Raw genomic sequence first — 23,168 nt, forward strand, 5'->3', positions numbered from 1 at the left:
ATATGGCGAATACGAAAGAATTAAGTGTTGAAGACAAGTTAAGAGCAATTTACGATTTACAGCTTATTGACTCTAGAATTGACGAAATCAGAAACGTAAGAGGAGAACTTCCTTTAGAAGTAGAAGATTTAGAAGATGAAGTGGCGGGTTTAAGCACACGTTCAGAAAAATTGAAAAGTGAACTTGAAGTTGTCGAAGATCTAATCAAAGTAAAAAAGAATGCAATTGATGAGCACAAAGAGGCTATCAAAAAATATACGAAACAACAAGAAACAGTTCGTAACAACAGAGAATTTAATTCGTTGACAAAAGAGGTTGAATTTCAAGAATTAGAGATTCAATTATCTGAGAAGCAAATTAAAGAAATGAAAGCTTCTATCGAACACAAGAAAGAAGTAATTGCAAATTCTAAAGAAAGATTAGAAGCAAAATCAAATCACTTAAAGCATAAAAAATCAGAATTGGATGCAATCATGGCAGAAACTGCTAAAGAAGAGGCATTCCTATCTGAGAAATCAATTGAGTACCAAAACTTAATCGAAGCAAGATTATTAGCTGCTTACACAAGAATTAGAACTAGTGTTCGCAATGGTTTAGCTGTAGTTTCTATTGAGAGAGGTGCATCTGCAGGATCGTTCTTTACGATTCCTCCACAGACACAAGTTGAAATTGCTTCTAGAAAAAAAATTATTACGGATGAACATTCCGGAAGAATATTAGTAGACAGCGTATTGGCTGAAGAAGAAAAAGAGAAAATGGAACAATTGTTTTCAAAATTCTAAATTCATTTGAGTCCCGATCCACATCGGGACTTTTTTTTATGAAAAAAATAATATATTTCATACTCACTAAATTCATTGGATTATACATTAACATCTTGAGTTTTGTATTTCCTAAAAAAGCTTCGCAATTAGCGTACGCTTTTTTTAGTGAACCTCGAGAAGGTAAATTATCTCAAAACGGGCTTCCTAAAATTCTACAAGAAGCAAAATCCGAGACCTTTCAACACAAAGAACATTCCTTTCAAACTTATTCATGGCAGGGAAATGATACCGTAATTCTTTTGGTTCATGGTTGGGAAAGTAATGCATCTCGCTGGGAAACTTTACTGCCATATTTAAAAAAATCTGGAAGTACTATCATTGCCATTGACGGCCCTGCACATGGATTGTCTAGCGGAAAAGAATTTAGTATTCCAAAATATGCAGAATTTATTGACATCGCTGTCGAAAAATTCAAACCTCAATACTTAATAGGTCATTCTATTGGTGGAAAAACTTGTTTGTACTACCAATCCGTTTATCAAAATGATGCCGTTCAAAAAATGGTTATTTTAGGATCTCCTAGCGATTTCAAAATTATCTTGAACAATTATGTTGCCTTATTAAGCTTGAATTCTAGAATCACAAAATCCTTAGAAGCGCATTACTTAAATAATTTCAACCTCCAGTTAGAACATTTTTCGGGTAAACTGTTTGCATCCAAAATAAATATAAAAGGACTAATAGCTCATGATGTTGACGATGCTGTAGTTTTATTTGAAGAAGGAAAAAAAATAGCGGCTGCTTGGAGAAATGCAATATTTATTGAAACTAAAGGTTTAGGGCACAGCATGCACGATGATGAATTATATAAAAAAGTATACCGATTTTTATTTGACTAATTTTAAAAAAAAATGTTTCGCAAAGATTCACAAAGGAAACACAAAGCAGCACGAAGTTTTTTATGATTTCTTGCAAAAAAAAATTACTTTATCTGCGTTACATTTTTGAACATCTTTGCGAAACAATACTTTTCAAATCAACTTTAAATAGTATCTAATTATCAAATTGATTACTTTTGCATCATGGAAGATAATCTAAAACGCCTCAATAAATTCATAGGAGAAACGGGATATTGCTCTCGACGAGAAGCTGATAAAATCATTGAAGAAGGTCGAGTTACCATCAATGGTGTTGTTCCAGAATTAGGTACGAAAGTTTCTCCACATGACGAAGTGCGTATTGATGGAAAACTGATTCGAGAAAAAAGAGAGCAATCTATTTATTTAGCTTTTAATAAACCTGTAGGAATTGAATGTACTACCAACTTAGAGGTTCGTGGCAATATTGTAGATTATATTAACTATCCGACTCGTATTTTTCCTATCGGTCGTTTAGACAAAGCATCTGAAGGGTTGATTTTTATGACAAATGACGGCAATATTGTCAATAAAATTCTTCGTGCTAGAAACAATCACGAAAAAGAATATACGGTAACGGTCAACAAATTGATTACCGATCGTTTTATCGAAAAAATGAGTAATGGAGTTCCTATTTTAGACACAGTCACTCGAAAATGTAAGGTAGAAAAAATAAGCTCGACCACATTCAAAATCATTTTAACACAAGGTTTAAACCGTCAAATTCGCAGAATGTGTGAGTATTTGGGTTATGACGTTATTGCTTTGAAGCGCATCCGAATTATCAATATATCGCTAGATATTCCTGTTGGCAGATTCCGTGATTTAACTGATGCCGAAATCAAAGAACTTAACGAACTCATTGAACCATCAAGCAAAACCGAGGAAGCCAGTTTACCAAAGCCTGAAAAAATTGAAGTTACTAGAAAAAGAACTGAATTTATAAAAAGAGACGATCCTCGTTTTAAGAAAAAGGGAGATTATTAAGTTAAAAAGACAAATAAATTGAATTGAAAAACCCAAGATGTAATTCTTGGGTTTTTCAATTTAATAATAATTATCTATTCAAAGTTTCGTAGTATAAAGCTTTTGATAAAAATGATTCTGATTGATAGCGACTAATCTCCTTTTCTCGTGAAAGTTCAATATATTGACCATCTAGATTATTTTGCAAAAAATATTCTCTTCTAACTTCATCATTAAAGTTCAGTCTTGATAAAAATATAGGATCTACTCCTTTGTTTACTGTAATATTGTAATTCGTAATAAGGTTTCCCCAATTCAAAAAACTGCACAAAAGTACCGTACCATAAAAATACCAAATCATTTGGTTGAAAAGATAGGCATTGGTTTTTTGATTTATAATTTTAAAAAAGGCAATAACCAATCCAACGATCGCTAAAATCAAGAAAGCAAACACACCTAATCTTTTATAGGTTAAACCAAAATAAGAAACATATTCTGAGTTTTTGATAATTGCAGATAGTATTAAAATCCCATTTAAAAAAATCCATATCTTAGCTAATTTTTTAAGATTTTGAGCTTTTACATCAAAATTAAATCCTCCTTTAAAATAGAATAAAATAACACAAATTGCCATTATGATTGAAAAAACAACAGCAGTAACTCTTTCGAGTGTATCAGAACTTAAGTTGGATTTTTCGACCACTTCAAAAAACTGTTCGTAATTATACGTTGTAATGAAAACCAAAAGGAGAATATTTAAAAGAAACAATGTAATCTCTCCACTTCTTCTTTCAAAATCAATATCCAAAAACGAAAATGAATTATGGTTTTGCGTTTTTGCTTCTTGCTTAAAATCACTGTCCAATACATCATTCTTTTCATAACAAATCTCAGGAATCCAATAATTCCAGAAAGTGAACGAAATGAAAAATCCTAAAGCGGTAATTACAAATGCTTGCCACACATCAATATCTAAATAATATCCTGCAAATAAAGACGAAAAATGATCGCTTCCAAAAGAATATACGATTAAAAATAACCCAAGAAATAGGATAGGAATAACAAAATAAGCAATCAGTTTTTTTGCAAAATCGTTATTGACTTTTCGCTTAGGAAGATATTGACTGAACATCAATATGCGACCTAACGAAGCGATTCCGTTGATCAACGCCAAAGGAAGAGCCTGCAACATTTTAAGTTTTGGTTTGTGAGTTTTGAATTGTAAAAATATAATTGACAAAGCCATTGCAAAAAATGATGAAAAATCACCGTACCAAGCAAAAGCAAAACAAGACAAAACCGATGCAACCACTAAAATCAGATGTAACCTTGTAGTAAATTTCTCTTGGAAGAAATAACATATTAAGACCGTTTGAATCATACCGAAAATGGCCCAATTGAGACCCAGATCTTCATTGTAAAAAAGCAGTGTAAAAATGAAACTGCTTGCTAAAATAAAATGTAGTTTTTTCATAATTTAAAATTTAAAAGTACTTTGTATTTCAAAGTAAAAAGTTAAAAAAAAGGATTATTTTGATTTGATTAATTTTTCAAGACTATTTAAGTGTGAAACAAAAGCAGCTCTACCCATATTGGTCACTCGATACGAGGTTTTTGGTTTTTTGCCAACAAACTCTTTTTTTATTTCAATGTATTCTGATTTCTCTAAAGCAGAAGAATGGCTGGCTAAATTTCCATCAGTGATATTCAATAAAGATTTCATTTCGGTAAAGTCGATCCAGTCGTTCACCATCAGAACAGACATAATGCCTAATCTGACCCGACTTTCAAAATCTTTATTTAATTTGTCAATGATTCCCATTTCTATTTGTATTTTTTGAACACAATTAATCCGTACAGGATATGCAAAATTCCAAAACCAATTGCCCAAAAAACAAGACCAAAACCAAGATAAAAAAGAGAAACACATCCTAAAACTATTTCACATGCACCAAGGTATCTAATATCTGAAAATGTATATTTTCCAGCATTTACTAAGGCTAATCCATAAAATAATAAGGTCACTGGAGCTAAAAAAGCAAATAAATGATGGTATAAAAGTGCTAAACAAAAAACGCCTCCAACTAATAAAGGCATGGCCAGATTCAATATCATTTTTTTTGTAGCACTAGTCCAAATAGGTAGATCAAACTTTTTACTTTTCCTTAATGTAAAAAACACACCCGAACTTAACGCTAACAGTAATATCACTACAGCAATAAAAATTAATTCGATTACTAATTCAAAACTATACGTCTTATGCAGACCATCAAAATAGGCAATGCCTTTACGCTCAAATAATTGATACACATAAAGGGATCCAGCCAATGCAAAGAAACCTGCGAAAACTCCAGAGAGGCCACTTAATGAAATAAATCTAGAAGAACGCTCCATCATGGAACGAATATGCGATAAATCTTCTTGAAGGTTTTGACTCATAATAAAAGTACTTTGAATAGCAAAGTTATTTATTAATTTTAGATTACAAAACAGAAAGGGAATTATTTTTTAATAAATATTTATTAAAAATAATTCCCTTTCTGTTGATAAGAAAAGATAGTTATAAAAGATTCGTTTGCTAAGAATCTATTTTAAGCCTGCTTCGAAACCTCTTTGAATCTCACCAATAGTAGAATCCCAGTCGTAAATTGTCTCTATGATAAAAAGCGTAGCAAATCCTAAGAAAAACATTAGTACATCTCTTTTTGAAATTTTCATTTTTATAGTATTTAATTATATGTTCAAATATATAAATTAATTGAATCAAACATCCAAAAAAGTAAGATTATAAACGTTAATAAATTAAAACCACCTCTTTCTTTTGAATAAATACACACCAAAAGCGGATAACAAAACCGATACTGAAATTACAATCCAGATCCCGTATCTATTGCTCTCTAAATCATTGGGCACATTCATTCCGTATAAACTAGCAATCAAGGTTGGAATCATCAGAATAATCGAAATCGAAGTCATTTGCTTCATAATCGTATTCATATTATTCGAAATCACAGAAGCATACGCATCCATTGTTCCCGTTAGTATGTCGCTGTAAATATTAGTAGTTTCCTGCGCTTGACGCAATTCAATTTCTACATCTTCCAGCAAATCCAAATCAAAATGTTCTTTTTGGGATTTTATATTCTTGATTCGTTGCAATAAAATATCATTCCCTTTCAATGAAGTCATAAAAAATACCAAGCATTTCTCAATTTGAAGCAGCGCTTGTAGTTCCTCATTCTTGATCGATTTTTCAAGATTATCCTCGGCCAATTTTATTTTTTGATTGACTTGCTTGAGGTATTTCAAAAACCAAACACTCGATGACAATAGTAGTTTCAATACTAAATCAAAATTATCTTTGATATTTATGTTTTTCCGATTGGTATAAATCACAAAATCTGTAAGCATTTCTGTTTGATGAAAACTAATGGTAATGCAAACTTCTCCTTTAAACACAACACCAACAGGAATGGTATGAAAGGGCAATTTTACATCGTTGCTTTTCACCGGAATTCGCATAATAATCAACGTCCAACCATTTTCAATTTCTATCCTTGGTCTTTCGTCAATGTCTTCGATATCGTTATAAAATGCTTCTGGAATTTGTAATTCTTCTAGTAAATATTTTTTCTCTGCTTCGGTAGGACATTCTATATTAATCCAGCAGTTTGGAGTCCATTCAGGAATGGCAAATAATCCGTTATTGTTTTTGTAAAAAGCTCTCATTTCAAAATTCTATAGGTTTAGGTATAGCCTCTTGAAAATAGTTCAAGTGCTATATTAGTTTAACATTTCCGAATAATAATCGTCCATTATCAATTTCTTTAAGTGTTGCAAAAGTATTCTTTAAAATAAGATACAAAGCATTAATTCTTTTATTTAAGTTCTTCTTAAGACAAAAAAAGCCTCAAATATAATTTAAGGCTTACTTTTCAAACAATTTATTTTATTTATTTCTTTTCATCTCTCTTGCTAGTAATGTATTTTTCAACAACATCGCAATCGTCATAGGACCTACTCCACCTGGAACTGGCGTAATAAAAGATGCTTTTTCACTAACCTGATCAAAATCGACATCACCCGTAATCACATACCCTTTTGCATTCGTTTCATCGGGAACGCGCGTAATACCAACGTCAATCACTACAACGCCCTCTTTTACCATATTTGCCTTTAAATAATTAGGAACACCCAAAGCGGTAATAATAATATCTGCCTGAACCGTAATTTCTTCAATATTTTTAGTGTAGCTGTGTGTAAGGGTAACAGTCGAATTCCCTGGAAAGCCTTTTCTACCCATCAAAATGCTCATTGGGCGACCCACAATATGACTGCGCCCAATAACAACAGTATGCTTTCCTTTGGTCTCTACGCCATAACGCTCTAGTAATTCTAAAATTCCGAAAGGTGTCGCAGGAATAAAGGTAGTCATGTCTAGTGCCATTTTTCCGAAGTTCTCCGGGTGAAATCCATCGACATCTTTACTAGGATCAACGGCCATCAATACTTTTTGCTCATCGATTTGCTCTGGAAGTGGTAATTGAACAATAAAACCATCAATTTCATCATTTTCATTCAGTTCCTTAATCTTTTTCAGCAATTCGATTTCAGTCGTCGTACTTGGCATTTTGACTAGTGTAGATTCAAAACCTACTCTTTCGCAGGCTTTTACTTTACTTCCCACATAGGTTAAACTGGCACCATCATTCCCTACTATAAGCGCTGCTAAATGGGGAACTTTCTCCCCTTTGTCTTTCATTTTTTGGACCTCAACAGCAATTTCGCTCTTGATATCTTCTGCTGTTTTTTTTCCGTCTAGTAGTTGCATTGTTGTTTGTTTAATATATTAAAGCCGAAAGTCTTAAAATCATTGCGACTTTAAGACTTTCTGTTTTTGACTCTTATTTATTTCATTCCTGGCATTCCGTTTGGCATTCCGCCTTTCATTCCGCCCATCATTTTCATGAGGTTTTTTCCTCCTGGACCCTGCATCATTTTCATCATCTTGCTCATCTGATCAAACTGTTTCATCAACTGATTTACTTGCTCAATTTTGGTTCCAGAACCTTTTGCAATTCTTGCCTTTCTTTTGACATCAATCAAAGCGGGCTTACTTCTTTCTATTGGCGTCATGGAATGGATAATAGCTTCAATGTGTTTGAAGGCATCGTCTTCAATCTCGACATCTTTCATTGCCTTTGAAGCACCAGGTATCATTCCTACCAAGTCTTTCATGTTACCCATTTTCTTTACTTGCTGAATTTGAGAAAGAAAATCATCAAAGCCAAATTCATTTTTAGCAATTTTCTTTTGAATTTTTCTAGCTTCTTCTTCATCAAATTGTTCTTGTGCTCTTTCTACCAAAGACACAACATCTCCCATTCCTAGGATTCTTTCGGCCATACGAATAGGATAGAACACATCAATTGCATCCATTTTTTCGCCAGTACCAACAAACTTGATTGGTTTGTTTACAATCGTTTTTATCGAAAGTGCCGCTCCACCACGAGTATCACCATCTAATTTTGTTAAGATTACCCCATCAAAATTCAACCTGTCATTAAAAGCTTTTGCTGTATTAACCGCATCTTGACCTGTCATTGCATCTACAACAAATAAGGTTTCATTTGGCTGAATCGCTTTATGAACGCGTTCAATCTCGTTCATCATCTCCTCATCTACGGCCAAACGACCTGCAGTATCCACGATGACAACATTAAATCCATTGGCCTTGGCATATTTGATTGCGTTTTGAGCAATTTCAACAGGATTCTTATTTTCTGGTTCTGAATAAACCTCAACACCTATAGAATCTCCTACTACATATAATTGCTGAATAGCAGCAGGACGGTAAATATCACATGCTACTAATAATGGTTTTTTGTTCTTTTTTGTCAAAAGATAATTAGCCAATTTTCCAGAAAAAGTCGTTTTTCCTGAACCTTGCAAACCAGACATTAAGATAACCGATGGATTACCAGAAAGATTAATTCCGGCTACATCACCACCCATCAATTCTGTCAATTCATCTTTTACTAACTTCACCAATAATTGTCCTGGTTGAAGCGTAGTTAATACATCCTGACCAATAGCTTTTTCTCTTACTTTAGTGGTAAAATCTTTGGCAATTTTAAAATTAACATCGGCGTCAAGCAAAGCGCGACGTACTTCCTTCAAGGTTTCTGCAACATTTACCTCAGTAATTTTTCCGTGACCTTTAAGAATATGAAAGGCTTTATCTAGTTTATCGCTTAAATTATCGAACATAGTATTGATTTATTTTGAGATGCAAAGATAAACTAATTAAGAAATTAGGCAATTAGATAATTCGAATATTGAAAGTGCATTTTCGGTTTTATTTTAACAAAAAAACGACCTCATTTTGAAGTCGTTTTATATTTCTTTTACATTCTTTCTGGTACATCAATACCTAGTAAATTAAATGATGCCGCAATCGTATCTGCCACTTTTTTAGACAATTGAACTCTGAAAATCTTTTTCTCTAAATCCTCTTCGCCTAAAATTGGGACTGCTTGGTAGAAAGAATTGTATTCTCGAACTAATTCATAGGTGAAATTAGCCAATAAAGCCGGACTGTAATGTTGCGCTGCATTCTGAATTACCTCAGGAAATAATTCCAATTGCTTGACCAATTCTTTTTCCTTTTCATGAAGCACTTTTACATCTGCTGTATTTAAATAATCAAAATTCGCTTTACGGATAATAGATTGAATTCTGGCGTACGTATATTGTATAAACGGCCCAGTATTTCCTGCAAAATCAACTGACTCTTCAGGATTAAATAGGATTCGTTTTTTAGGATCTACTTTCAGAATGTAATATTTTAAAGCTCCTAGACCAATTGTACTGTATAATTTTGATTTTTCCTCTGGAGAATAAGAGTCTAATTTTCCTAAATCTTCGGAAATTTTTTGTGCAGTATCCGTCATTTCTTGCATCAAATCATCGGCATCAACAACGGTTCCCTCACGACTTTTCATTTTACCCGATGGCAAATCTACCATACCGTAGGATAAGTGAAATAAGTTTTTAGACCAATCAAAACCTAATTTTTTCAAGATTAAAAACAACACTTTAAAATGGTAATCCTGTTCATTCCCTACCGTATACACCATTCCGCCCACATCCGGATAATCCTTTACACGTTGTATGGCCGTTCCAATATCCTGCGTCATATACACCGCAGTACCATCGGAGCGCAATACAATTTTACGATCCAAACCTTCATCAGTCAAATCAATCCATACCGAACCGTCCGGATCTTTCTCGAAAACGCCTTTATCCAAACCTATTTGCACCACATCTTTTCCTAACAAATAGGTATTACTTTCATAATAAAAAGCATCAAAATCGACACCTAAATTTTTATACGTGGTTGCAAAACCATCATAAACCCATTGATTCATGGTTTTCCAAAGCGATAGTACCGATTCATCACCAGATTCCCATTTAAATAACATTTCCTGAACTTCTTTACCAATCAAACTATACTTATTGAAATATAGATTCTTAAATAATATTTTTTTAGCTTTTCTTAAAATATCATTTTTTACTACTTCACTATTTGGATCGATTCCCTTTTCAATATATTTTTGAATTTCTTCCAGATAGAAATCTTTATATTCTTTTGAAGTAACTAATTTTTCAAAATCATTATAAACTTCTTCTGGAGTAGGATCGATGTCTAACCAAAGATCAAATTCTTTCTGAAATTCTTGTTCAAATTTCACGTAATAATTACCAACTAATTTATCTCCTTTTAAACCTGAAGATTCTGGCGTTTGTCCGTTTCCGAATTTTTGCCAAGCCAACATCGATTTGCAAATATGAATTCCTCTATCGTTAATGATTTGCGTTTTATATACTTTTTTCCCCGAAGCTTTGATAATTTCAGCCACAGAATATCCTAAAAGATTATTACGAACGTGCCCAAGATGCAACGGTTTATTAGTATTAGGAGAAGAATACTCAACCATAACTGCTTTGTCATTCACCGAAGGTGTAACAAAACCAAAAGCAGCATCGTCTTTTATCGTTTTAAAGTAATCCAAATAATACACATCAGAAATAACAATATTCAAAAAGCCAGAAACTACATTAAAACGACTTACCGTCGCAACGTTTTCAACTAGATAGTTCCCTATTTTAGTTCCTAATTCTACTGGGTTGCTTTTTACAACTTTCAACAACGGAAAAATAACCATTGTGATATCGCCTTCAAATTCTTTACGCGTAGTTTGAAACTCTATTTTATCAATAGTGACGTCAAATAAAACGTGTATTGCTTTTTCAATTGCGGGTTTCAGCATTTGTTGTAATGTCATTTTGTGTTTTTATTTTAAGATTGCAAAGATAGTCATATTGCAGGAATTTGGAAAATTGGAAATTGAGATAATTTACACCTGTAAATGAAGTAATTATACCACATCAAGAGCGGTTTTTACGAATTATTTAATAATTGCTGTAACAATTTCCTGCCTCAACAGTCTATTACGTACCAATTCATCACTGGGTATTTGTTAAAATATGTTAAACAGTATTAAAAAAGGTATTATGTTTAGCATAGTATCATATAAAACAATATATTTGCACCATCAATCATTTAAATCAAATCAATCATGAAATTAAAATTAATTTTAATCTGCTTTATCGGAACGTTGTTTTCGATGCAGGCACAAACTTCGGTCAAACCGGTAATCCTGGAGAATTCTGGAATGATATCTGGAAAAATAATCGACAAAAAAACAAATGAACCCTTACCGTATGTCAATATTGTAATAAAGGAAAACAGCAAAGTAGTAACTGGTGGCATCACATCTGACAAAGGTACTTTTCAAATAAAAAATTTAGCCGTAAAAGATTATACTATTGAAATTCAATTTATTGGATACAAAACAATTTCACAGAACGCTAAACTAACCGAAAACAGCAACCTCAACTTGAATACTATTGCACTCGAAGAAGATGCCATTCAACTTAAAGGAGTTGAAATTGTAAGCGAAAAATCTTCCATCGAACAAAAAATTGATCGTAAAGTGATCAATGTTGGAAAAGATCTTATTTCTGCTGGCGCAACTGCCTCAGAAATCATGAACAATATCCCATCTGTAAACGTAGATCAAGACGGAAAATTATCATTGCGCGGTAATGAAAACGTGCGAGTTCTAATTGATGGCCGTCCCAGCAACATTGAGGCTTCTCAGTTGTTAAAGCAAATTCCATCAGCTTCTATCAAAAAAATCGAATTGATTACCAATCCTAGTGCCAAATACAATCCAGAAGGAATGTCAGGAATTATTAATATTGTCTTACATAAAAACGCTACCGATGGGTTTAATGCAAGCATCAATACTGGTTTAACATTTGCAAGAACTCCTAAAATTAGTAATTCAACCAATATGAACTACCGTACTGGGAAAGTCAACTTTTTTTCTACCTATGGTAATAATTTTGGAAAAAAGTTCAATGAAGGCCTTATTACAAGATTAGATGACGATTCTAAACAACTATTTGACATCCGAAATAACGACAAATCACACTTGTTAAAATTTGGAATAGATTATTATATCAATGATAAAAATACGCTCTCTGTTTATACCAATCAAAACAAAGTGAACGGTGATAACCATGTAGATGTGAACATTATGAATCCCGATGCTAATGATAATATCGTTCAAAAATCTAATTATATATCCGATAACAATGACGGAACGTACAATTTAGCTTTCAAACATTTGACTAAAAAAGAAGGCGAAACATTAGATTTAGAAATCAATCACAGTATATATTCAGAAAAACAAAAAGGTTACTTTCAGACCCTTTTTAATGATCCCAACTTCACAAATAGTAACTATACCGATCAACTTATTGACAAAAGACAAAACTCAACCATTAATTTAGATTATATAAATCCACTGAGTGAAAAATCAAAATTAGAGCTTGGTGCTGAAAGCAGAATCATTCGTACGGACAACAACTACGATACCAGTAATAGCTCTTTGTCCAACTCTCTTTATACGTATGACTTAGACATTCATTCTGCTTATATTACTTTTGGACAAAAATTCACAAAAATAGGATATCAGCTTGGCGGTCGTTTTGAAAGCTACAATGTACGCGCAATACTGAATGGCGCAAAGGCATTCAACGATGATTATATAACTGTTTATCCATCTGCCTCTATGACTTTTTCTCCAAACGAAAAAAATCAATTTCAAATGAGTTATAGTCGTCGTGTAGATCGACCAGGATTAGAACAAACTAAACCGATTCGTGAGTTTAGTACTCCAAGGGTAACTTCTGTTGGAAATCCCGAATTAGAGCCTCAATTTACGAATTCATTAGAATTAAATTATACTAAAACCATCAAAAAAGGAACTATTACCACAGGCGTTTTTGTACGATCAATAAACAATGAAATCAACAGAATCATTTATCCTGATCCTCAAAATACAGAAAACCAAATTCTAAGTTTTGACAATTTTGATACTAATACTTCATTTGGTTTTGAAATATCTTCCAATTACAAAATTACAAAATGGTGGGACATTCAACCTGCGATAGATTTTTCTAGTATCAAACAAAAGGGATTAATTTCTGTACAAAATACCAACACCAATTCTTTTGATTTAGTGCGTAAAGAAGTAAATGCAGAAGCCTTCAACGCCCGTATAAATAGTAATTTTAAAGCAACTAAAAACCTACGTTTCTTATTGTTTGGTTTTTACAGATCTGGTGTGGACGGAATACAATTTAACGGAAAAGAAATGTATAAAATAGATGCGTGAGGACGTTATTCATTTTTAAATGATAAAGCTACAGTTAGTATTCGTTTCAACGATGTATTTAACACCATGAAAGCTGGTTTTGATGGTGCAAATCCGTATCCGCTTCGAGGACAATTTACATGGGAAAGCCAATCTGTTTACTTAGGTTTTAATTATATGTTTGGAGCGGGGAAAAGCAAAAGTCTGCAACGCAAACAAAGAGATAACGACACCAATAAAGGTAGCGGAGGATTGTTTTAAAAATAAATTATTGAATTTGTTATAGTAGTTAATTACCAAAAGAAAACCCCGGAGTTTGCCAACTTCGGGGTTTTTCGATTTGAAAATATTTTTTTAATCTAGAGTACTTTTTACCATTTTATAATGGCACTTCCCCAGGTAAAACCACTACCAAATGCAGCCAAAACAACCGTATCTCCTGATTTTATTTTTCCTTGCTCCCATGCTTCAGTCAATGCAATTGGAATAGAAGCTGCGGTAGTATTTCCGTATTTTTGAATGTTATTGTACACTTGATCGTCTGTCAAATTGAATTTCTTTTGGATAAACTGTGAAATACGTAAGTTCGCTTGATGCGGAATCAACATATCAATATCAGATACCTGTAAATTATTAGCTTGCAAACCTTCATTGATTACTTCACTAAAACGAACGACTGCGTTTTTGAATACGAACTGTCCGTTCATGTAGGGAAAATAACTTTCATCATCTGGATCATTGTCTGCCAAAATATCTGTAATCCAACGGCCTCCCATTCCTGGAGCTTTTACAATTAATTCCTCGGCATGTTGCCCTTCAGAATGTAAATGTGTCGATAAAATCCCTTTGGTCAGATCTTCTTCTCTACTCAAAATAGCCGCTCCTGCACCATCACCAAAAATCACTGAAACACCACGTCCGCGGGTAGTCATGTCTAATCCTGTGGAGTGTACTTCAGATCCAATAACCAATATGTTTTTATACATACCCGTTTTAATATATTGATCAGCCACTGAGATTGCGTATATAAATCCAGAACATTGATTTCTTACATCTAACGCACCAACTGTTTTTAATCCTAAATCGCGTTGTACTAAAACTCCTGGACCTGGAAAATAATAATCAGGGCTAAGGGTAGCAAAAACAACAAAATCGATATCGTCTTTTGCAATTCCAGCACGCTCAATAGCGATTTCAGCAGCTTTCACTCCCATTGAGGTAGTGGTATCTTCTCCTTTTATAATGTGGCGTCGTTCTTGAATCCCGGTACGCTCTTGAATCCATTCATCATTGGTATCTATAATTTTTGACAAATCCTCATTTGTCACTACGTTTTCGGGAACATAATAACCCAATCCCGCTATTTTTGAATGGTACATACTATTGTTATTTTATTAAAATCAGATTGCAAATTTAAAACATACTCTAAAATAAGAGGCACTAAATTACCACTTTTTTAGCAATTTACAATTTTTTACCATTTTGCAATACTTTATATCAGTTCGAAACAAAAGAATAAACTACTGTGTTATAAAAATAATTCTGTCCCAACCAGCGGAAAACAGATCAAAAGTTAAAAAAAAAGTAAATGTTTTCAAATGTAACTAAGTTGCTTTATTTTAGTACCCTTATACCAACCCTTAATGCTAATTTAAAATCATTCAAATTATGAAATTGAAGATCTCATTGTTTTTCCTTCTTGGACTGAGTCTAACCAGTTTTGCGCAAGAAAACCTTTCCTACCAAAAACCTTCTGCATCTATACTAGAACTGGCAGATTATGAAAGAGCGCCTTCGGTATCGATGGATACCAAAAAAGAATATATGTTGTTGACCTACAGAAATACTTATAAGTCACTCGACGATTTGAATCAAGATGAATTGCGTTTGGGCGGATTGCGTATCAACCCAATCACCAATATTTCTAGCGCTGTAACCTACGTGAACAACTTAAAGCTCCGCAAAATAAAAGATAGCAACGAGATGCAAGTTGCTGGATTGCCAGAAAACCCTCGCATCAGTAACATTGCTTGGTCGCCAGATGATACTAAAATATCCTTTTCGCACACGACTGCAACTGGTGTTGAACTTTGGGTGATTGAAGTGGCTTCGGCGAAAGCCAAAAAATTGACCGAGGCTATGGTCAATGCCAATATCGGAAATCCGTTTAGTTGGTTGAACGACAACGCCACTATTTTAGTGAAAATGCTTCCTAAAAACAGAGCGACTTTATTGGATGCAAAAAAAGATTTACCAACTGGACCGATTATTTCGAATGCTGATGGTGCCAAATCTCAAAACAGAACCTACCCTGACATGTTGAAAAACAAGAACGACGAGGTTAACTTTGAGAATATCATGACTTCTGAATTATATAAAGTAACGCTAGATGGCACTGCAACTTTATTCAAAAAAGCAGATATGTATGCGGGGGAAAGCTTCTCGCCTGATGGTAATTACATTATGTTGACCACCATTAAAAAACCATTCTCCTATATCGTTCCTTTGAGTCGATTCCCTTCAAAATCGGTGATTTGTGATAAAAACGGACAAGAAATCAAAGTAGTCAATGAAGTACCGCTAACTGAAATTATCCCAAAAGGTTTTATGGCAGTTCGAAAAGGCAAAAGAAACATGAGCTGGAGATCAGATAAACCAGCGACTTTAGTTTATGCCGAAGCTTTAGATGGCGGAGATCCTGCAACTAAAGTAGATTTTAGAGACGAAGTTTTTCTTTGGAACGCACCGTTTGATGCCGCAGCAACTACATTGGTAAAAACACCACAACGCTATTCAGGGATCATTTGGGGAAATGACAATACTGCTATCGTATCAGATGAATGGTATGACACTAGAAATACAAAAACGTATTTGGTAAACCCATCAAATCCGAGTCAAACTCCAAAAGTAATTTTCGACAGAAACTCCCAAGATGTGTATTCCGATCCTGGAAATTTTGAAACTAGAAGAAACCAATACAACCGCTATGTTTTAGCGATCGAAAATAACAATGCCTATTTAATTGGACAAGGATTTACAAAAAATGGACAATTTCCGTTTATAAGCGAATTCAATTTAAAAACAGCACAAGCAAAACGTTTGTATACTTCGACATACACCGATAAAAAAGAAGATGTAATAGAAATTGAGGACTTCAAGAAAGGAACTGTTTTGGTACAAATTCAATCTAAGAACGAATATCCGAATTATTACTTGAGAAACATTTTCCAAAAAAACAAATTAACCCCGATAACCACATTCAAAAATCCGTTTGAAAGCATCAAAAACGTGAGCAAAGAAGTGATTAAATACAAACGTAAAGATGGTGTAGAGTTATCTGGAACCTTATATTTACCAGTTGGATATGATAAGGCCAAAAAAGAAAAAATGCCTTTGTTGATTTGGGCGTACCCAGCAGAATACAAAGACAAGAATTCTGCAGGGCAGAGTACGCAAAACCCAAATGAATTCACGTTTCCGAATTATGGTTCGTTTGTGTATTGGGTAACCAAGGGCTATGTTGTACTGGATGACGCTGCTTTTCCTATTATCGGCGAAGGAACAACAGAACCAAACGATAATTTTATAACGCAATTAGTTGATAATGCCGAAGCAGCGATAAATGCAGTAGATGCTCTGGGTTACATCAACAGAAAAAAAGTAGCCGTTGGTGGTCACTCGTATGGTGCGTTTATGACGGCTAATTTATTGACACATTCTAACCTTTTTGCATGCGGAATCGCTCGAAGTGGTGCCTACAATAGAACGTTGACTCCTTTTGGTTTTCAAAGCGAACAACGTAATTACTGGGAAACTCCTGAAGTGTACAATACCATGTCGCCATTTATGAATGCGGACAAAATGAAAACGCCAATGCTTTTAGTGCACGGTGAAGCTGATAATAATCCCGGAACTTTTACCTTGCAAACAGAACGTTATTTTCAAGCACTAAAAGGTTTAGGTGCTCCTGCACGTATGGTAATTCTACCAAAAGAAGCGCACGGTTATGTAACCAAAGAAAATATTTTACACTTGCTTTGGGAACAAGATCAGTTCTTAGAAAAATATTTGAAGAATTAAAGCTTTAGTTAGTGAGTAGTTAATTAGTAAGTAGTGAGTAGTCTCTCGTGACAAGTGAGTATTCCATCGTCCATAGTGATTAGTTTTTAGTTATTGCTAATTAATTATCAAGTGATTTAGAAGTTAAAGCAAAACCCCAAAATCGGACTGATTTTGGGGTTTTGCTTTTATAGCTATTTTGAACAAGTAATGACTGAACACTAAATACTATTAACTGAACACTTATTTTCAGGATAACATCAAAAACACCTCTTGGTTGAGTTCTAATTCCGTGTCATGGTCAAAGAAAATAGCTCTTCTTTCAAAAGCGGCTTTGACTAAATAATGACTTCCTTTAAAATAGCATTGCTTTACTACTGCTTTCATAATGGCGTTATCTACCACTCGCAATTGATGCGGACGCAACAAAAGCACTTCATCTTCATCGTCTTCTAAATCTATTAATTGCGATAATTTCAGCTCATTGACCTCTCCAAAAAGAGAGGCAACATATTTATTAGAAGGATTTTCGTAGATCGTTTTTGAATCGCCTTTGGCAACAATTTTTCCGTTTTGAATCACAATGGTTTCATCCGAAAAAGACAAGGCATCGGTACTGTCATGGGTGGCGATAATACAAGTAATTCCTTTTTTCTTCAAGTAGGCAAACAAATTGCGTCGTAACGCATTTTTTCTAAAATTATCAATGTGACTAAAGGGCTCATCCAACAACAAAATTTCTGGCTCCAACGCAAGAACTTTAGCCAAAGCTACTCTTTGCTGTTGTCCACCGCTCAGATCTTTTGCTTTTACCTTAGCATACTCCGTCATTTCAACCATTTCTAACAACTTTTGAATTCTAAGTTTCTTGATGGGTAAAAATGAATTCGATAAAAACTTCCCCACATTTTCCTCTACAGTTGTGTACGGCATTAAATCAAAATCTTGAGCTAAGTACTTGATGTAATCTACCCCAGGGATTAGGTTGTATTTTGGTCCTAAAATGGGTTTTTCATTGTACGTTAAGGCACCACTATTTAAATCATATAATCCATAAATAAGCTTGAGCAAGGTGCTTTTTCCGCAGCCGCTCTCCCCTATTAGTGCAATGTTTTGACCGCTCTCTATTGTACAATTTATATTTTCAATAACAGGCTTATCAGTGTAAGCAAACGTTATGTCTTTAATCTCTAGCATCATCTGTATTTAAAGCTGCAAATTTACAATGTTTATTCAAATTTAGGCACAAAAAAAGGCTGCTTCTTAACGAAACAGCCCTTGTTTTTAAAGTACTTTTTGCTTAGTTTTTCACTTCAGCTTCAGCATCTTTTTTCATTTTTTCGTTTGCAGTAATTGCAAATTCCACACGACGGTTCATTGTTCTACCTTCAACTGTTTCATTAGAAGCAATTGGGTCAGCAATTCCTAAACCAGTTACTTGAAATCTGCTAGAAGCAACTCCTTTACTGTTCAAATAGTTTTTTACTGAAGCCGCTCTTTCTCCTGAAAGTTTCAAGTTATAATCTGCTGGACCTGTACTATCTGTGTACCCATAAATAGTGATATCTGTATCTGGATATTCCTTAAAAACAGGAACTAATTTATCTAAATTTGCTTTTGCAGTAGAAGTCAAAGACGATTTATTGGTATTAAAACGCACTGCATTTTCATTTAATACTAATTTAATTCCTTCTCCTACACGCACCACCTCAGCTCCTGGAAGTACGGCATCAATTTCTCTAGCTTGCTTGTCCATTTTGTTACCAATAACTCCACCGGCAACACCACCAATAACACCACCTAAAACAGCTCCTACTGCACCATTACCGCCTTTACCAAGATTGTTCCCAAGAACTCCTCCTAATACCGCTCCTGCAACAGCACCTATTCCTGCTCCTCTTTGCGTTTTATTTGTATTTTTTACTGCTTCACAACTTGTGAATATTGATCCTATAACCATTATTGTTGCCATTGCAACTATTGAAATCTTTTTCATATCTAAATATTATTTAATTAGTTTGCTTTTTGAAATTGGTATACTACATCAATTGTTTTTCCTTCCACTATCCCTTTGTCAAGTAATTGAAAAGAAGTCTCTGTTTGATTAGCTACATTTAAGACATATCCGTCTCTAACTTTTCTTGCTTTTTCTCCAGCATTAAGTACTTTTAAAACAAACTGACCTTGCTTATTTACAAACCAAGTAATTGGTGAACTAAATGAGGTGCAATCTGCGCTTGCTAAAGACATTGTCCCTTTATTGTTATTTGAAACTAATTTCCAGTTACTACCTACAAAACATTGAGAATCTGCAAGGTCAAAAGAGTTTACTTTAATGTATTGTGATCCCGGATAAGTTACTGAACTAATCGTCCAGTTCCCTTTCATTGCTACTTGAACTTTATTATCTGTATTTGTACCAGTTACTGTTTTTGACTTACAAGCAAAAACCAGCACTGCTAACGTGCAAAGTAAAATTATTTTTCTCATTTTCTTAAATTTTAATGAATTAATACTTACACAAATGTACAAAGGAACCCAATCTAATTGTTTCAGAATTTTATCAAATTGTATCATAATTTACACTTACGACAATTTGTCACTTCCATTACAATTGGTATTCTATTTGAAGACTCAATAGCATTAAAATAAACTTAAAACACAAAATATGACAACAGGTAAAATTAATGTTTCGGTAGAAAACATCTTTCCCTTAATCAAGAAATTTTTATACAGTGATCACGAAATTTTCTTGAGAGAATTGATTTCGAATGGTACTGATGCCACTCTAAAATTAAAACACCTTACCAGCATTGGCGAAGCCAAAGTAGAGTACGGAAACCCAATTATCGAAATCAAAGTCGATAAAGAAGGTAAAAAAATTCACATCATTGACCAAGGTCTCGGTATGACAGCAGATGAGGTTGAAAAATATATCAACCAAGTGGCTTTTTCTGGAGCTGAGGAATTTTTAGACAAATACAAAGATTCTGCTAAAGATTCTGGAATTATCGGGCATTTTGGTCTTGGTTTCTATTCTGCTTTTATGGTAGCTGAAAAAGTAGAAATCATCACTAAATCATTCAAAGACGAACCAGCTGCACACTGGACTTGCGACGGAAGCCCAGAATTCACATTAGAACCAGCCGACAAAACCACTCGTGGTACTGAAATCATTTTGCACATCGCCGAAGATTCACTGGAGTTTTTAGAAGATTCAAAAATCAAAGGATTACTAAATAAGTACAATAAGTTCATGCCTATTCCAATTAAATTTGGAACCAAAACTGAAAAAATTGAACAAAAAAAGGGCGAAGAAGTTGCTGCTGAAGATGTAGAAAAAACCTTTACAGAAGTAGAAGTTGATAACATCATCAACAACCCAAATCCAGCTTGGACCAAGCAACCAACGGATTTAACTCCAGAAGATTACAAAACATTCTACCACGAGTTGTACCCTATGCAATTTGAGGAGCCGTTGTTTCACATACACTTAAACGTAGATTACCCGTTTAACTTAACTGGTATTTTATATTTCCCAAAATTAGGATCTGATTTACAAATTCAGAAAGATAAAATTCAGTTGTACCAAAACCAAGTGTATGTAACGGATAACGTAGAAGGAATTGTTCCGGAATTCTTGATGATGTTGAAAGGTGTGGTCGATTCTCCAGATATTCCATTAAACGTATCGCGTTCAGGCTTGCAAGCCGATGCTGCCGTTAAAAAAATATCGAACTACATCACCCGTAAAGTTGCAGACAAATTAAAATCATTATTCACTGAAAGTCGTGAAGATTTTGAGCAAAAATGGAACGATATCAAAATCGTTTTAGAGTACGGAATGCTATCTGAAGATAAATTCTACGAAAAAGCAGGTGCGTTTGTTTTATACCCAACAGTTGACGATAAATATTTTACTTTAGAAGAATTAAAAGAAAATCTTGCTGCGAACCAAACCGACAAAGACGGAAAATTAGTCGTGCTTTACGCAGGAAATAAAGAAGCGCAGCACTCGTATATCGAAATAGCAAAAGAAAAAGGCTATGAAGTATTATTGCTAGACTCTCCTATTATTTCGCACTTGATTCAAAAAATTGAAGGTGATAACAGCAACCTGACTTTTGTACGTGTCGATTCAGATCATATCGATAATTTGATCAAAAAAGAGGAAACTACGATTTCTAAATTATCCGAGGAAGAACAAACCAAATTGAAAACGGTTCTAGAAACCATAGTTCCAAAACAAACCTACAGTGTGCAATTGGAAGCGTTAGACAGCAACTCAGCGCCATTCATTATAACGCAACCAGAATTCATGCGCCGTATGAAAGAAATGAGCCAAAGCGGCGGTGGCGGAATGTTTGGAATGGGCAATATGCCAGAAATGTACAATTTAGTGGTAAACACCAACTCTGAATTGGCAACAAGCATCCTGAACAACAAAGACAAAGATGCTCAGGAAAGTTTGGTAAAACAAGCGCTTGACTTGGCTAAACTTTCTCAAAACCTATTGAAAGGTGAAGCCTTAACAGCATTTGTAAAAAGAAGTTTCGAGTTGATAAAATAAATATTATATTTTTAGATTTTTAGACTAAACCTGCAAGCGACCCCGAAGTATCGGGACTTGCAGGTTTTTTTTTGGAGCAGATCAGCCATTTTCAGCAGGCGTTTATTCCCGCTATACGCTATAATCTTTGCTTTTGGCTGTCGCCACCGCAAAGGATTTTCACTGCTATCGGGGCTATTTGAGACGGATAATTTTTTCGAGATAACAGTATCAAAACTACTCAAAACAAAACTATAACGCTGTTTGGACATCAATATAAAGCACATACTTAAAAAGCAGAACTAATTTGAGCTACATAAAAAGAATTATTGGGTCATAATAGCAATAAAACTACCGAAATTTACACCCACGTAAGTACGAAAAATCCGCAACAAATAAAAAGTCCGTTTGATGATTTATAAAATAAATATACTACATTTGAAAATAAATAAAACTGACTCTTGTCAGACAAAGCCACCCAATATTGGGGTGATAGGTCTGATTTTGTCAGACGTATATACAAGTTAGGCTCGATTGTTCCGCTAACGAGACGCAACCGACTTTAATCTAGTGTTTTAGTACGGAAAAACATAATGAAACAGAAACTGAGCTGACCGAAATCGGAACCGAAAATCGATATTTAATTGTTGCGGACTAACAAACGTAAATCGCTTTACGGAAAACCGAAAGCGGAATTTTTTTGTCGATTTTTTTTGAGGTTTAATTGTCGATTTCTAAACTTTGAATTTAAAAAAAGTAGAAACTAATTGAAGCGGAAATCAGATGGCGGAAAAACTTTCGCAATTGGAATCGACAATTGGAATGTCAATTCATTCGTGTTCAGCGTGCGTGTCACAACCCAGCCTAACACACGCTACAAGCAATTTGGGTATTTGGCTTAATTTAAATATGGTTTTGTATTTGGATGATTTGGCAAATCCGAAGAATAGGCTTAATTTAGTCCCAAACTGCTTGTAGCGCGGGAACGTCAAACTGTCTAATAACCTCCTTTTCCCCTGTTAGATAATTTGTACAAAAAACCGTTCAAATAATTTGCATAACTCGTTGGTTTTATGTATATTTAAGAATGAAATTCATCAACGGAACTAACAGAAACCAACTC

At 34.1% G+C, this 23,168-nt stretch carries 16 protein-coding genes and 3 pseudogenes; 6 read left to right on the forward strand and 13 right to left on the reverse strand.

From position 1 onward, the window contains the following. The first annotated feature begins 2 nt into the window (after window positions 1-2). The 3 genes from ACNQGO_RS13070 to rluF all read left to right on the forward strand — a co-directional run bounded on the left by ACNQGO_RS13070 (window position 3) and on the right by rluF (window position 2,668). Entirely contained in the window at window positions 3-782 is a 780-nt protein-coding gene (locus tag ACNQGO_RS13070) for a zinc ribbon domain-containing protein (protein ID WP_309758218.1), read from the forward strand. A 38-nt stretch (window positions 783-820) separates the two neighbouring features. Continuing rightward, window positions 821-1,663: an alpha/beta fold hydrolase gene (locus ACNQGO_RS13075; protein ID WP_417985536.1), complete on the forward strand. Its 843-nt coding sequence runs from the start codon at window positions 821-823 to the stop codon at window positions 1,661-1,663. Window positions 1,664-1,846: 183 nt separating this feature from the next. Beyond that, on the forward strand, window positions 1,847-2,668 hold the full coding sequence (gene rluF / locus ACNQGO_RS13080; RefSeq protein ID WP_417985537.1) for a 23S rRNA pseudouridine(2604) synthase RluF: 822 nt from the start codon (window positions 1,847-1,849) through the stop codon (window positions 2,666-2,668). 70 nt (window positions 2,669-2,738) lie between these two features. On the opposite strand, the gene ACNQGO_RS13085 is transcribed toward rluF, so the two are convergent. From ACNQGO_RS13085 to argS (ACNQGO_RS13125), 9 genes and pseudogenes are all read right to left on the reverse strand, one after another. Continuing rightward, on the reverse strand, window positions 2,739-4,121 hold the full coding sequence (locus ACNQGO_RS13085; RefSeq protein WP_417947931.1) for a DUF4153 domain-containing protein: 1,383 nt from the start codon (window positions 4,119-4,121) through the stop codon (window positions 2,739-2,741). 54 nt (window positions 4,122-4,175) lie between these two features. Beyond that, window positions 4,176-4,469 (reverse strand): winged helix-turn-helix domain-containing protein, encoded by a 294-nt coding sequence (locus ACNQGO_RS13090; protein ID WP_417948028.1) that lies wholly within the window; start codon window positions 4,467-4,469, stop codon window positions 4,176-4,178. A 2-nt stretch (window positions 4,470-4,471) separates the two neighbouring features. Then, window positions 4,472-5,086: a hypothetical protein gene (locus ACNQGO_RS13095; RefSeq protein ID WP_417948029.1), complete on the reverse strand. Its 615-nt coding sequence runs from the start codon at window positions 5,084-5,086 to the stop codon at window positions 4,472-4,474. A 147-nt stretch (window positions 5,087-5,233) separates the two neighbouring features. Then, window positions 5,234-5,365 carry a hypothetical protein gene (locus tag ACNQGO_RS13100; protein ID WP_417948030.1) on the reverse strand — a complete coding sequence of 44 codons (132 nt, stop codon included), beginning with the start codon at window positions 5,363-5,365 and terminating at the stop codon, window positions 5,234-5,236. An 84-nt stretch (window positions 5,366-5,449) separates the two neighbouring features. Further along, window positions 5,450-6,376 carry a magnesium transporter CorA family protein gene (locus tag ACNQGO_RS13105; protein ID WP_417985538.1) on the reverse strand — a complete coding sequence of 309 codons (927 nt, stop codon included), beginning with the start codon at window positions 6,374-6,376 and terminating at the stop codon, window positions 5,450-5,452. Window positions 6,377-6,596: 220 nt separating this feature from the next. Continuing rightward, the gene (locus ACNQGO_RS13110; protein ID WP_417945716.1) at window positions 6,597-7,478 is read right to left on the reverse strand and encodes a bifunctional 5,10-methylenetetrahydrofolate dehydrogenase/5,10-methenyltetrahydrofolate cyclohydrolase; all 882 of its coding nucleotides are present in this window, start codon (window positions 7,476-7,478) and stop codon (window positions 6,597-6,599) included. A 77-nt stretch (window positions 7,479-7,555) separates the two neighbouring features. Then, window positions 7,556-8,917, reverse strand: coding sequence for a signal recognition particle protein (ffh, locus tag ACNQGO_RS13115; RefSeq protein ID WP_417985539.1), 1,362 nt, complete (start codon window positions 8,915-8,917; stop codon window positions 7,556-7,558). 137 nt (window positions 8,918-9,054) lie between these two features. Next, a pseudogene (argS, locus tag ACNQGO_RS13120) lies at window positions 9,055-10,206 on the reverse strand (arginine--tRNA ligase); the annotation flags it as partial. A 123-nt stretch (window positions 10,207-10,329) separates the two neighbouring features. Continuing rightward, window positions 10,330-10,995 (reverse strand): annotated as a pseudogene (argS, locus tag ACNQGO_RS13125) (arginine--tRNA ligase domain-containing protein); the annotation flags it as partial. 390 nt (window positions 10,996-11,385) lie between these two features. Here argS (ACNQGO_RS13125) and ACNQGO_RS13130 point away from each other — a divergent pair. Beyond that, window positions 11,386-13,698: pseudogene (locus tag ACNQGO_RS13130) on the forward strand (TonB-dependent receptor). Between the two features lie 110 nt (window positions 13,699-13,808). On the opposite strand, the gene ACNQGO_RS13135 reads toward ACNQGO_RS13130, so the two are convergent. Then, window positions 13,809-14,816, reverse strand: coding sequence for a 3-oxoacyl-ACP synthase III family protein (locus tag ACNQGO_RS13135; protein ID WP_417945722.1), 1,008 nt, complete (start codon window positions 14,814-14,816; stop codon window positions 13,809-13,811). A 289-nt stretch (window positions 14,817-15,105) separates the two neighbouring features. Here ACNQGO_RS13135 and ACNQGO_RS13140 point away from each other — a divergent pair, with 289 nt between their 5' ends. Continuing rightward, window positions 15,106-17,517: an alpha/beta hydrolase family protein gene (locus ACNQGO_RS13140; RefSeq protein ID WP_417985540.1), complete on the forward strand. Its 2,412-nt coding sequence runs from the start codon at window positions 15,106-15,108 to the stop codon at window positions 17,515-17,517. A gap of 228 nt (window positions 17,518-17,745) precedes the next feature. Here the strand turns inward: ACNQGO_RS13140 and ACNQGO_RS13145 are convergent, their stop codons facing one another. The 3 genes from ACNQGO_RS13145 to ACNQGO_RS13155 form a co-directional block, all read right to left on the reverse strand. After that, entirely contained in the window at window positions 17,746-18,693 is a 948-nt protein-coding gene (locus ACNQGO_RS13145) for an ABC transporter ATP-binding protein (RefSeq protein ID WP_417985541.1), read from the reverse strand. Window positions 18,694-18,796: 103 nt separating this feature from the next. Continuing rightward, window positions 18,797-19,492 carry a YiaD family glycine zipper/OmpA-like lipoprotein gene (locus tag ACNQGO_RS13150; RefSeq protein ID WP_417970556.1) on the reverse strand — a complete coding sequence of 232 codons (696 nt, stop codon included), beginning with the start codon at window positions 19,490-19,492 and terminating at the stop codon, window positions 18,797-18,799. Window positions 19,493-19,509: 17 nt separating this feature from the next. Further along, window positions 19,510-19,986: a hypothetical protein gene (locus tag ACNQGO_RS13155; protein WP_417970554.1), complete on the reverse strand. Its 477-nt coding sequence runs from the start codon at window positions 19,984-19,986 to the stop codon at window positions 19,510-19,512. A 178-nt stretch (window positions 19,987-20,164) separates the two neighbouring features. On the opposite strand from ACNQGO_RS13155, the gene htpG reads away from it, so the two are divergent. Then, window positions 20,165-22,066, forward strand: coding sequence for a molecular chaperone HtpG (gene htpG, locus ACNQGO_RS13160; RefSeq protein ID WP_417947653.1), 1,902 nt, complete (start codon window positions 20,165-20,167; stop codon window positions 22,064-22,066). Window positions 22,067-23,168 lie beyond the last annotated feature (1,102 nt).

The organism is Flavobacterium frigidum, from assembly GCF_048286735.1.
GTDB lineage: Bacteria > Bacteroidota > Bacteroidia > Flavobacteriales > Flavobacteriaceae > Flavobacterium.

What these genes read in the sequence shown, in the direction of transcription:
- ACNQGO_RS13145 (WP_417985541.1), bottom strand. Translation starts at nt 18,693, where the DNA reads ATGCTAGAGATTAAAGACATAACGTTTGCTTACACTGATAAGCCTGTT.
- ffh (WP_417985539.1), bottom strand. Translation starts at nt 8,917, where the DNA reads ATGTTCGATAATTTAAGCGATAAACTAGATAAAGCCTTTCATATTCTT.
- ACNQGO_RS13135 (WP_417945722.1), bottom strand. Translation starts at nt 14,816, where the DNA reads ATGTACCATTCAAAAATAGCGGGATTGGGTTATTATGTTCCCGAAAAC.
- ACNQGO_RS13085 (WP_417947931.1), bottom strand. Translation starts at nt 4,121, where the DNA reads ATGAAAAAACTACATTTTATTTTAGCAAGCAGTTTCATTTTTACACTG.
- ACNQGO_RS13155 (WP_417970554.1), bottom strand. Translation starts at nt 19,986, where the DNA reads ATGAGAAAAATAATTTTACTTTGCACGTTAGCAGTGCTGGTTTTTGCT.
- ACNQGO_RS13110 (WP_417945716.1), bottom strand. Translation starts at nt 7,478, where the DNA reads ATGCAACTACTAGACGGAAAAAAAACAGCAGAAGATATCAAGAGCGAA.
- ACNQGO_RS13070 (WP_309758218.1), top strand. Translation starts at nt 3, where the DNA reads ATGGCGAATACGAAAGAATTAAGTGTTGAAGACAAGTTAAGAGCAATT.
- ACNQGO_RS13090 (WP_417948028.1), bottom strand. Translation starts at nt 4,469, where the DNA reads ATGGGAATCATTGACAAATTAAATAAAGATTTTGAAAGTCGGGTCAGA.
- ACNQGO_RS13075 (WP_417985536.1), top strand. Translation starts at nt 821, where the DNA reads ATGAAAAAAATAATATATTTCATACTCACTAAATTCATTGGATTATAC.
- ACNQGO_RS13150 (WP_417970556.1), bottom strand. Translation starts at nt 19,492, where the DNA reads ATGAAAAAGATTTCAATAGTTGCAATGGCAACAATAATGGTTATAGGA.
- ACNQGO_RS13100 (WP_417948030.1), bottom strand. Translation starts at nt 5,365, where the DNA reads ATGAAAATTTCAAAAAGAGATGTACTAATGTTTTTCTTAGGATTTGCT.
- ACNQGO_RS13095 (WP_417948029.1), bottom strand. Translation starts at nt 5,086, where the DNA reads ATGAGTCAAAACCTTCAAGAAGATTTATCGCATATTCGTTCCATGATG.
- htpG (WP_417947653.1), top strand. Translation starts at nt 20,165, where the DNA reads ATGACAACAGGTAAAATTAATGTTTCGGTAGAAAACATCTTTCCCTTA.
- rluF (WP_417985537.1), top strand. Translation starts at nt 1,847, where the DNA reads ATGGAAGATAATCTAAAACGCCTCAATAAATTCATAGGAGAAACGGGA.
- ACNQGO_RS13140 (WP_417985540.1), top strand. Translation starts at nt 15,106, where the DNA reads ATGAAATTGAAGATCTCATTGTTTTTCCTTCTTGGACTGAGTCTAACC.
- ACNQGO_RS13105 (WP_417985538.1), bottom strand. Translation starts at nt 6,376, where the DNA reads ATGAGAGCTTTTTACAAAAACAATAACGGATTATTTGCCATTCCTGAA.